We start from the raw sequence: 10,083 nt of genomic DNA, 5'->3' as shown, positions 1-10,083 counted from the left end.
CCTATCCGCCCCATCCCCTGCGTCCCCCGTCCATACGGGGAGGGGACGACTTCGCGGCCTTCTCCCCCTCGGTCCTGCTGGACGGAGCCGCGGTGGAGCGGCTGACGGTACGCGCCGCCTCGGTTCTCGGCGACTCCCACAACTGGGAGGGCACCTGCCGCCAGGACGCCATGACGTTGACGCGGATCGGTCCGCCGGATGCGGAGATGCTCCTGCTGGCCGTAGCCGACGGGGTCGGTTCGGCGAAGTACTCGCACATCGGCTCCTACCGCGCCACCCGCCAGGCGGCCGTCCACCTGGACCGGGAGGCCGAGGCCATCCACGCGGCGCTGTGCGCACAGGACGCCGTCAAACTGTCCGCCCTCGCCAACAAGGCGATCGCGGGCGCGGTCGCGGAGCTGCGCGACGGGTGGGAGAGGACGGCCCGGCACGAGAACCGTCCATACGCGGACGGGGACTACGCCACCACCCTTCACGTCCTGCTCGTCCCGACCGACCCCCGCATCCGCGACCGCGTCGTGTTCAGCGTCGGCGACGGCGGCCTGTTCGTGCTCCGCGGCACCTGCTGGCACCACGGGACTCCGCCCGGCGACGGTGTCATCGACACCCGCACCGAGGCCCTCCCGCACGCCTACAGCACCGTCGAGTCCACTCTGCTGAGAACGGCGCCGGGCGAGGTCCTCCTGCTCGGCACCGACGGCATCACCAATCCCCTCACCCAGAAGGACCCGGAGTTCGCCCAGCGCCTCGCCCGCGCCTGGGGCGGCGCGGCCCCCTCCCTGTCCGACTTCCTGTGGCAGGCCCAGACCCGGGCCAAGTCCTACGACGACGACCGGACCGTCGTCTGCGTGTGGGAGGAGGCGTGAGCGCGGAGGACGGCTCCGACGTCGCCAGGTCCTCGTTCGCCCTGGGAGACCGGGTCGGCGGAGGCGGACAGGGAGAGGTCCATGCGGTCGCCGGCGACGCGGTACTGCTGTACAAGGAGTACAAGTCCCCCTCCACGGTCGACGGGAACGCCCTCGCCGCCCTGGTCGCCTTCCGGCAAGGGCTGGGGCGGGGCGACCGCGACCATCTGGACGCCCGTGCCGCCTGGCCGCTGTGCCGGGTGGTCGAGGGCGGCCGGGTGGTCGGCTTCCTCCTGCGGCGCGCCCCGTCCCACATGACGTGGCGCACCTCCGCCGGAAAGACCAAGCTCGTCGAGCTCCAGTACCTGCTCCGGCCACCCAAGGCCGCCTGGCAGGAGGTGTCCCAGCCGACCCCGGAACAGCGCAGGGCACTCGCCCTGGCCTGTGTCGAGACCATCGACTGGTTCCACGGGGCCGGGCTCGTGATCGGGGACATCTCACAGGCCAACGTACTGTGGTCCCTCACCCCGGAACCGGCCGCCTACTTCCTGGACTGCGACGGCTTCCGGCGTGTGGGGCACGGACCGGTTCAGGCACAGGCGGGCACCCCCGACTGGAACGATCCGCTCACCCCGTCCACGGAGGCGAGCGTGGACACGGACGCGTACAAGACGGCCCTCGTGGCGGGCCGTATCCTGGCCCGCGACCCGTACCTCGCTCCGGGCCAGGAACTGCGGCCTGTCACCGGCTGCCTGAACGACCGGCAGGACGCCGCGGTGCGCGGACTCTTCGCGCAGGCCGCCGGGGAACGCGGAACCAGGCCCCGCCCGGGCGAGTGGCGGACCGCGCTGAGCGAGCGCGGCACCATCGCCCTCACCGCGGCCACGCCCCGGCCCCGGCCCGTCGTGGACCGTACGGTCCTGGACGGAGTCCGCGACCGCAAGCCCATCCGTCTGCACACACCCGGACTGTGAGGCGGCGCCCGGTGGACGCTCCGAAGCGCCACGCGGTGTGGGCGGACGGCCGGGCGGCGGCGCGCCGGAAGGCGGGAGGAACCCCGGCCGTCGTACGGCCGGGGTTCCTCGCGGTGGTGGGTGCCGGGCGGCGGGTGGAATCACCCGCGCCGCGGACCGCACCGCATCACGCGCTCACCGGGGAACGGGAGGGTCAGCGCCGCAGGGTGAGGACGCCCGGCCGCCACGGCAGCCGGTTGTAGTCGCCGCCCGCGGCCGGGTCCTTGCCCTGGTAGAGGAACTGCAGGTTGCAGGGGTCGATGGTCATGGTCTGGTCGGGGTTCTCGCGGACCAGGTCGCCGTGGCTGATGTCGTTGGTCCAGGTGGCGCCGCTGTTGGCCTTGCCCGCGAAGGGGTTGCTCTCGCTGGTGGCCTGCGGGGTCCACGAGCCGCTCAGGCTGGAGGCCGTGAAGGAGCGGAAGTAGCGCCCGTTCGCGCCCATCGCCTCGACGATCATGAGGTACTGGTTCTGGCCCTTGACCTTGTAGACCTGTACGCCCTCGAACAGGTTGGCCTTCGTGTCGCTCATGATCGTCGTGTACGACGATCCGAAGTTGCCCGGGAAGTTCCCGAGAGGCATGCTCGCCCGGTAGATCTTTCCGTTGTCACCGGCGAAGAACAGGTACATGTTCCGGTCGTCGGCGATCAGGGTCTGGTCGATCGGGCCGGTGTCGGAGCCGGAGATGCTCCCGGTGAACAGCGGCTGCGGTGAGGACCAGCCGTTGGGGTCGGTGGGGTCGCTCGACGTGCGGTAGATGAAGGGCCACTGACCCCACTGATACGCCAGCACCCAGATGTCCCTGGGCGCGAAGTAGAACAGCGTGGGCGCCACCGCGGCCTGGTTCATCCCCCGCTGCCCCGCCGAGGCCATGTCCGACCAGTTGGTGAAGGGGCTGAACATCATCGAGCCGTACGACGATCCCGAGTAGTTCGTCCCGTAGACCAGGTACCTGCCGTTGTGCTTCACGGCGGTGAAGTCCTTCACCGCGGCCCACCCGTGGGCCGGCTGCGCCAGCGCACCCGTCGACGTCCACCGGTACGTCGACGGCAGAGAGCAGGTGCCGTCCGTCGGCGGCGTCCCGGACAGGCCCGTCCACTTCTGGTTGCTGCCGCCGTTGCACGTCCAGATCTGCACCGCCGTGCCGTTGGCCGTCCCCGCGCCCGCGGCCTCCAGGCACAGACCGGACTCCACGCCGACGATCGTGCCGTCGGAGTTCACCCGCCACTGCTGGTTCGCGCCGCCGGAGCAGGTCCAGATCTGCACCCGGGTACCGGCCTCGGTGGCGTGGCCGGGGACGTCCAGGCACTTGTCGCCGTACACGGTCAGCCGGTTGTCGTCCGTCAGCGTCCACTGCTGGTTGCTCCCGCCCCAGCAGTCGTAGATCTGCAGTTGCGTGCCGTCGGCCTGGTCGGCGCCCAGCACGTCGAGGCAGCGGTTCGAGCCGACGCCGCGTAAGGCGCCGCTGGTGGCGGCCTGGGCCGATGGGGCGACGAGCATCGCCGCCAGGGCGGCCAGGGCCGCGACCGCGGCGGCGAGCGCCGCGGTCGGACGTCTGCGGATGGAACTTCCTGTGCGCATGGGGACTTTCCCAACCTTGAGTGGGTGGTTCCGGTCGGCCTCGCCGGAGCCCGGCCGGACTGTCGGTGTGGTGCGGTGTGCGTGCGGGCCCGGGTACGGGCCCGCGCGCCGTCGCCGAGCGGCCGACGGTCCCCGTACGCCGGCTCGTACGAGCGCAGGACGGGCATGTCCGGCGCACGACGGCGGGAGAGGGATCCGTGAGGTCACGACATACGTATGCGGCAGACTCCTTACGGCTCGGCGTTCGGGGGCGCGACCCGGAGACGCACCGCTGCGCATTGGAGCGATCCCGAACGTTCGGCATATCGAACATTGGTCGGTGTGTCGAGCAACCTGAATGATAAGGAGGAGGCGGACGGCGTCAACACCTCTTCGCATGCGCCGCCTTCGACGGCGGAACACCCCAGCGGGGCCGCAGGCCGTTCGGGAGGAGATCACAGCGGTGGCCGCCGACTCGGCCGGGTCCGGGTGGAACCTGTGCGGGGAGAACGGGGCCGGGGTGGTGCCGGCGGGCGGCGGCCCCCGCCGTTCACCGGCCGCGGTCGTCTCCGCCGGCGCGGCTCCCCGCATACGGCCGCCCCTCCCCGGACACGGGCCGTGTCCGGGGAGAGGCGGTACGGGTGCCGAACTCAGGCAGGTCAGCCGAGGTTCTGGAGGAACTTCGCCGCGATGGGGCCCGCGTCCGCGCCTCCGGACCCGCCGTCCTCCAGCAGCACCGCCCAGGCCAGATCGCGGTCCCCCTGGAAGCCGATCATCCACGCGTGCGTACGCGGCGGGTCCTCGTTGCCGAACTCGGCCGTGCCGGTCTTGGCATGGGGCCGGCCGGGGACGTCCCTCAGCTCCACTCCCGCCCCCTCGGTGACCGTCGCCCGCATCATCGTGCGCAGATCGGCGGCCACCGCCGGGTCCAGCGCTTCCGGCGCCTCGTGCTTCTCCTTCACCGCGTCCGGCACCAGAACCGGCTGCTTGAACTCGCCCTCCTTGACCGTGGCCGCGACCGAGGCCATCACCAGCGGAGAAGCCTCGACACGCGCCTGCCCGATCATGGACGCGGCCTTTTCGTTCTCGTTCCCGGGAACCGGGACCGCACCATCGAAGGTCACGGCTCCCACATCCCACACTCCACCGATCCCGAAAGTCCGGGCCGTGTCCTGGAGGACCGAATTCGGCACTTCGTCCCGCGCGTTGACGAAGAAGGTGTTGCACGAATCGGCGAAGGAGTCCTTGAAGGTGGAGCCCGCCGGCAGCGTGAACCGGTCCTGGTTCTCGAAGCGCTGACCGTTGACGTGGGCGAATTCGGGGCAGTCCGCGACGTCCTCGGGACGCATACCCGCCTTCAGCAGCGCGGCGGCGGTGACCACCTTGAACGTCGAGCCCGGCGCGTATCGCCCCGTCAGCGCGCGGTTCATTCCGCCCGGAACGTTCGCGGCGGCCAGGATCCGGCCACTGCTCGGAGCCATGGCAACGATGGCGGCCTTCTTGTCCACGCCTTCCAGCGCCTCGGCAGCCGCGACCTGGACGCTCGGGTCGATGGTGGTCCCGACCGGTTCTCCCCGGTCGCCCTTCTCCTCGCCGAGTCGCTTCACCGCACGCCCCGAGTCCCGGTCCGCGACCACCACCGACTTCGTTCCGCCACCGCCCCCCGTGAGCTGCTCGTCATAGCGACGCTGGAGCCCCGAGACACCCTTCCCGCTCTCCGGGTCGACGGCGCCGGTCAAAGACGACGCCTGGAGCTCGGCACCGGTCGAGTCGAGGATCTTCGCGCGTTCCCGGGACTGCAGCGCCAGGGTCTGGCCGTGCTTCATCTCCGGATGGACCATGGGCGTGGTGAACTCCACCTCCCACTGCTCGTCCTCTTCCTTCCGGGCCACGGCACTTGAATTCCACGCGTACTCGCCCACACCGGGAATCCGCATTTCCACCCTGAAGGGAACCTTCACCTCCCCCTCAACTCGTTCGGCATCACCATCGACGGCGATTTCGGTCTCCGTTGGCTTCAGATTCGTCAACACCGAGTCGATGAGGGATTCGGCGGCGCCCGGAGCATCTGTGTAAGAAGCCGCTTCGCCGGCTTTCCCGGCCTCCCACGCCGCGAGGAACCCTTCCACCCGCTCGGTCGCCGCCGCCACTTCCGCATCGCCGTCATCGCCCCGCGCGTTGTACACCCAGTATCCGGCACCGGCCACAATGGCAACCGCGACTAAAATTCCGAGGACCGGACGCCGGCGCGCAGACCGCCTCCTCCGCGGAAACTGAATCTCTTGTGTCATATCCCCATTGTAGGAGCCGCCTTCCCGGCTTCCTCGGGAAAAGTTGTTTCAGGCCAGCACCACGACACGCCACCACCGGCAGCGACACACGGCGCAAGGCGAAGAGATCGCGTGCCGCCCGCACACATCACCGCACAACGTGGACAAGAAGCCGCACAGCGCTCATAAATTGCTTGTCCGCCGAATACCTCCCCGCATCCCGGTCGGCGGCTCACTCCAACCGTCCGTCGGCACGGCACCGGCCCGGTTCCGGATCCCGCTGGATTGGCCGAAATCCAGAAGCCGGGCCCGGCTCGGCCGACGGCCTTCCAAGGACTCGCCATCGGCCCGGCGCCGGCCCGGCGCCGGCCCGGATTCCCCGCCGCCGAACGGCGTGACGGTCTGCCGCGGGCCGCCCTCCGCCGGGGTGAGGTCCGCCGCTCGCCCGTACTGTCGGCCGGAAGCCGCACCAGGACGGTCGTCGACGGCGGCCGGCCCCTCTCCGAGTCCGTCCGGGACGCGCCGCGGACGCGCTCCGACACCGCTTCGCCCCGGGAAGGACGCGAGGACGGCGTACGGCGCCGGGGCATCGCCACCGTCACCCGCCGCGATGCGGATGCGGTGCGCTCACTCCACCGCGGCACACCCTCGGCGTCTCACCGCCCACCGTGCACGAGCTCGCAGGCCGTAGCCGTGACAGAGGTTCGGGCCATGAGTCGGTCCGGCCGGTCCCGTCCGCCATTACGGCTCGACCCGGCCTCAAGCCCGCTTTCCTACCATCCGTCGCATGCGGATATTCGTCACCGGTGGCGCGGGCTTCATCGGATCGCAGTACGTCAGGGCTCTGTTGTCCGGCAGGCTTCCGGGAACCCCCGCGGGCGGTGCCCGGGTCACCGTGCTCGATGTGCTCGGACACGGCGGCGACCTGAGGAACCTCGCACCGGTCGCCGAGCATCCCGGGTTCTCGTTCCTCCGCGGTGACATCCGCGTCGCGGAGCTGGTCGACGAGGCGGTACGCGGGCACGATGCGATCGTTCACTTCGCCGCCGAGTCGCACGTGGACCGGTCCATCGAGGACGCCCGTGACTTCGTGTCGACCAATGTGCTCGGCACACAGGTACTGCTGGACGCCGCCCGCCGGCACGGTGTCGGGCGTTTCGTGCACGTGTCCACCGATGAGGTCTACGGATCGATCCCGGTCGGCTCGTGGACCGAAGAGCAGCCGCTTGCGCCCAACTCACCCTACGCGGCGTCCAAGGCCGCCTCCGATCTGCTGGTGCTGGCCGCGCACAGGACTCACGGCCTGGACGCCGTGATCACCCGGTGCTCGAACAACTACGGTCCGTACCAGAATCCGGAGAAGGTCATACCGCGCTTCGTCACGAACCTTCTGCAAGGCCGCCGTGTCCCGCTGTACGGGGAGGGCTCCAACGTCCGCGAGTGGCTCCACGTCGCGGACCACTGCGCGGCCATCCACCTGGTGCTGCGCGGCGGCCGGGCCGGCCAGGTCTACAACGTCGGCGGCGGCACGGAACTGACCAACAGGGAACTGACCGCCCACTTGTTGGAAAGCTGCGGAGCCGGCTGGGAGATGGTCGAACGGGTCGCCGACCGCCCCGGCCACGACCAGCGGTACTCCCTGGATATGGCCAAGATCCGAGAGGAACTGGGCTTCGTTCCCGAGCAGCCGTTCGAAACGGGCCTCAAGGACACGGTGGAGTGGTACCGGGAAAACATTTCCTGGTGGAACGGATGAGGGGCTGACGGGATTTCGGACCCTGTCCGAGCGATCCTCGAATGCCGTGGCGCGGCCGTCCGGCTGTGCGGGCCTCAGCCACATCGAAATGAATGAAGAAATGAACCGAAGGGGATTACCCATGACTGCCCAGACTCTGCCCAAGGCCGGCAAGGAAGTACGCCTGGCGCGCTATGTCACCGACCAGCCGTCGAAGGAGAACTTCGAGGTCGCCGAGGTGGAGGCCACCGCGCCCACGGCCGGCAACGTGGTGGTGCACAACCGGTACCTTCAGGTGACCGCCGTGATGCGGGACCTGATGACCGAGGACCCCGGGCTGCCCATGATGCCCGCCTACAAGGTCGGCGAGCGGCCGTGGGGCGGCGCGATCGGCGTGGTCGTGGCCTCGGACAGCCCCGACCTGGCCGTGGGCGACACCGTCCAGCACCTGGACGGCTGGACCGAGTACTCCACCGGGCCCGCCGACCAGTACTTCAAGGTCGAGCCCGCCTGGTACCCGGGTCTGGAGTACTTCCTGAACCAGGGCATCACGGCGTACCACGGCATCGCCGATGTCGCGGAGGTCGGCGAGGGCGACGTGGTCTTCGTGTCGAACGCGGCGGGCGGTGTCGGTTCGCTGGCCGGCCAGATCGCCAAGGCTCGGGGGGCCAAGCGGGTCATCGGCTCGGCCGGCAGCGCCGAGAAGGTGGCCTACCTGACCGAGGTGCTCGGTTACGACGCCGCGTTCAACTACAAGGACGGCCCGGTGGCCGAGCAGCTCGCCGCGCTGGCTCCCGACGGGATCGACGTGTTCTTCGACCTGGTCGGCGGTGAGCACTTCGAGGCCGCCGTGCAGGTGGCGGCGCAGGGTGCCCGGTTCGCGCTCGGGGGCGCGGTCTCCGCGCAGACCGGTGACGCCCAGGGGGCGTTCCCCCGGCTGGACATCATGACCGGGATCGTCCGGCAGATCGTCATCAAGCCGTTCTCCACCTACCACACACCGGAGCAGATCCAGGCGTGGAACCAGCACTTCGCCCAGTGGCTCCAGGAGGGGAAGATCGTGCTGCCCTACACCGTGGTGGAGGGCGGCGTGGAGGCCGCGCCCGAGGCGCTCATCAACCTGCTGCGCGGCGCCTACAAGGGCAACGTGCTCGTCAAGATCTCCTGATGGCCGGCACTGAGCGGCTCCCGGGAAGGAGTCTCCTTCGATGATCGACCAGATGACGCCGGCGGCGCCGGCCAAGCCCCGCCGGGCCGGATTCGTCCTCGCGGTGTGCTGCCTCGCCCAGTTGACGGTGATCCTCGACGCGTCGATCGTGAACGTCGCCATCCCGTCCATCCAGGAGGAGCTGCGCTTCACACCGGGGAGCCTGACCTGGGTGTACAACGGCTACCTGATCCCGTTCGCCGGATTCCTGCTGCTGGCCGGACGTATGGTGGACCTGCTGGGCGGCCGGCGCATGCTGCTGGTCGGCCTCGCGGTGTTCACGGTGTTCAGCCTCGTCGGTGGTATCGCGCCGAACGCGGGGGCCCTGGTGATCGGCCGTGCGGGCCAGGGCTTCGGCGGCGCGATCATGGCGTCCGCCTCGCTGGCGGTGCTCAGTTCCACGTTCACCCAGCCGGTGGAGCGGGCCAAGGCGCTCGCCCTGTGGGGTGCCGCCTCGGGCAGTGGCGGCGCGATCGGCGTGCTCAGCGGCGGCGCGATCGTCGAATGGCTGTCGTGGCGCTGGGTCTTCCTCATCAACGTGCCACTGTGCCTGCTGATCGTGGGGATGGCGGTGGTGTCGGTGGCCGACACCGCGCGCACCGGCACCCGCGGGGGCACGAAGCTCGATGTGCTGGGCTCGCTGTCGGTCACCCTGGGGATCGCCGCGCTGGTCTACGGTCTCGCCGAGGGGCAGCACTACGGCTGGGGTTCGGCGCGCATCGTGGCATCGCTGACCGCCGGCGTGGTGCTGCTGACGGTGTTCGTGCTGGACCAGGCGAAGTGGGCGGCACAGCCGCTGATGGAGCTGAGTCTGTTCCGTAACCGCTCGGTGTGGGCGGCCAATGTCACGATGCTGGCGCTGGGGGCGGCCCTGCCCACGGCTTTCTACTTCCTGACACTGCTGTACCAGTCGGTGCTGCACTACAGCGCCATACGGACGGGACTGGTCTTCCTGCCGCTGACGCTCTGCGCGTTCGCGGGCGCCGCCGCCTCCTCGGTCGTGGGGCCGAGGACGGGTCCCCGTCCACTGATGCTGGTGGGGCTTCTCCCCATGATCGCCGGGCTGCTGTGGCAGTCGACGGCCGACGAGGGCGCCTCCTACATCGCCGATCTGCTGGGGCCCAGCCTGCTGTTCGGTCTGGGGCTCGGCATCCTGGTGACCTCCGTGGCCGCCGCGGCGACGGCGGGGGTGCCGGAGGACAAGCAGGGGCTGGCCTCGGGGGTGCTGAACACCTCCCAGGCCCTGGGGGGTGCGGCCGGCCTCGCGGTCATGGTCGCCCTGGCCCAGCTGCGTACGGCGCAGGTCGCCGACGGCGGTCCCCCCGACGCCCACGCGTTCGCCTCCGGTTACGGGGTCGCCTTCCTGGCGACCGCGGTGCTGCTCGTGCTGAGCCTGGCGGCGGCCGCGGCGGTGCCCCGCACGGTGCCCGGCGGCAGGGAGAACGTCTGACGGTC

7 protein-coding genes are annotated in these 10,083 nt (G+C 70.3%); 5 read left to right on the top strand and 2 right to left on the bottom strand.

Annotation, left to right across the window (positions count from 1 at the left end):
• The coding region (locus L7D48_RS04175; protein WP_237877491.1) for a protein phosphatase 2C domain-containing protein at positions 1–866 on the top strand (866 nt) is incomplete at its 5' end.
• Positions 863–1,819 carry a hypothetical protein gene (locus L7D48_RS04170; RefSeq protein WP_237877490.1) on the top strand — a complete coding sequence of 319 codons (957 nt, stop codon included), beginning with the start codon at positions 863–865 and terminating at the stop codon, positions 1,817–1,819. The genes L7D48_RS04175 and L7D48_RS04170, both read left to right, overlap by 4 nt.
• Before the next feature lie 193 nt (positions 1,820–2,012).
• On the opposite strand, the gene L7D48_RS04165 is transcribed toward L7D48_RS04170, so the two are convergent.
• Positions 2,013–3,437: a non-reducing end alpha-L-arabinofuranosidase family hydrolase gene (locus L7D48_RS04165; RefSeq protein WP_237877488.1), complete on the bottom strand. Its 1,425-nt coding sequence runs from the start codon at positions 3,435–3,437 to the stop codon at positions 2,013–2,015.
• A 638-nt stretch (positions 3,438–4,075) separates the two neighbouring features.
• Positions 4,076–5,707: a penicillin-binding transpeptidase domain-containing protein gene (locus tag L7D48_RS04160; RefSeq protein ID WP_237877486.1), complete on the bottom strand. Its 1,632-nt coding sequence runs from the start codon at positions 5,705–5,707 to the stop codon at positions 4,076–4,078.
• A gap of 766 nt (positions 5,708–6,473) precedes the next feature.
• Here L7D48_RS04160 and rfbB point away from each other — a divergent pair.
• The 3 genes from rfbB to L7D48_RS04145 all read left to right on the top strand — a co-directional run bounded on the left by rfbB (position 6,474) and on the right by L7D48_RS04145 (position 10,078).
• Positions 6,474–7,442, top strand: a complete 969-nt coding sequence (gene rfbB, locus L7D48_RS04155; protein WP_237877484.1) for a dTDP-glucose 4,6-dehydratase — start codon at positions 6,474–6,476, stop codon at positions 7,440–7,442.
• 121 nt (positions 7,443–7,563) lie between these two features.
• Positions 7,564–8,589, top strand: a complete 1,026-nt coding sequence (locus L7D48_RS04150; protein ID WP_237877482.1) for an NADP-dependent oxidoreductase — start codon at positions 7,564–7,566, stop codon at positions 8,587–8,589.
• 40 nt (positions 8,590–8,629) lie between these two features.
• Positions 8,630–10,078, top strand: a complete 1,449-nt coding sequence (locus tag L7D48_RS04145; protein WP_237877480.1) for an MFS transporter — start codon at positions 8,630–8,632, stop codon at positions 10,076–10,078.
• Positions 10,079–10,083: the final 5 nt, after the last annotated feature.

This window comes from Streptomyces sp. ICN903, assembly GCF_022015835.1.
Taxonomy (GTDB): Bacteria; Actinomycetota; Actinomycetes; order Streptomycetales; family Streptomycetaceae; genus Streptomyces; species Streptomyces fenghuangensis.
This window is presented reverse-complemented; position numbering and strand designations above follow the sequence as displayed.

Bases quoted from the DNA above. Each gene is read 5' to 3' on its own strand.
- rfbB (WP_237877484.1), top strand. From the start codon at position 6,474: ATGCGGATATTCGTCACCGGTGGCGCGGGCTTCATCGGATCGCAGTAC.
- L7D48_RS04145 (WP_237877480.1), top strand. From the start codon at position 8,630: ATGATCGACCAGATGACGCCGGCGGCGCCGGCCAAGCCCCGCCGGGCC.
- L7D48_RS04165 (WP_237877488.1), bottom strand. From the start codon at position 3,437: ATGCGCACAGGAAGTTCCATCCGCAGACGTCCGACCGCGGCGCTCGCC.
- L7D48_RS04160 (WP_237877486.1), bottom strand. From the start codon at position 5,707: ATGACACAAGAGATTCAGTTTCCGCGGAGGAGGCGGTCTGCGCGCCGG.
- L7D48_RS04150 (WP_237877482.1), top strand. From the start codon at position 7,564: ATGACTGCCCAGACTCTGCCCAAGGCCGGCAAGGAAGTACGCCTGGCG.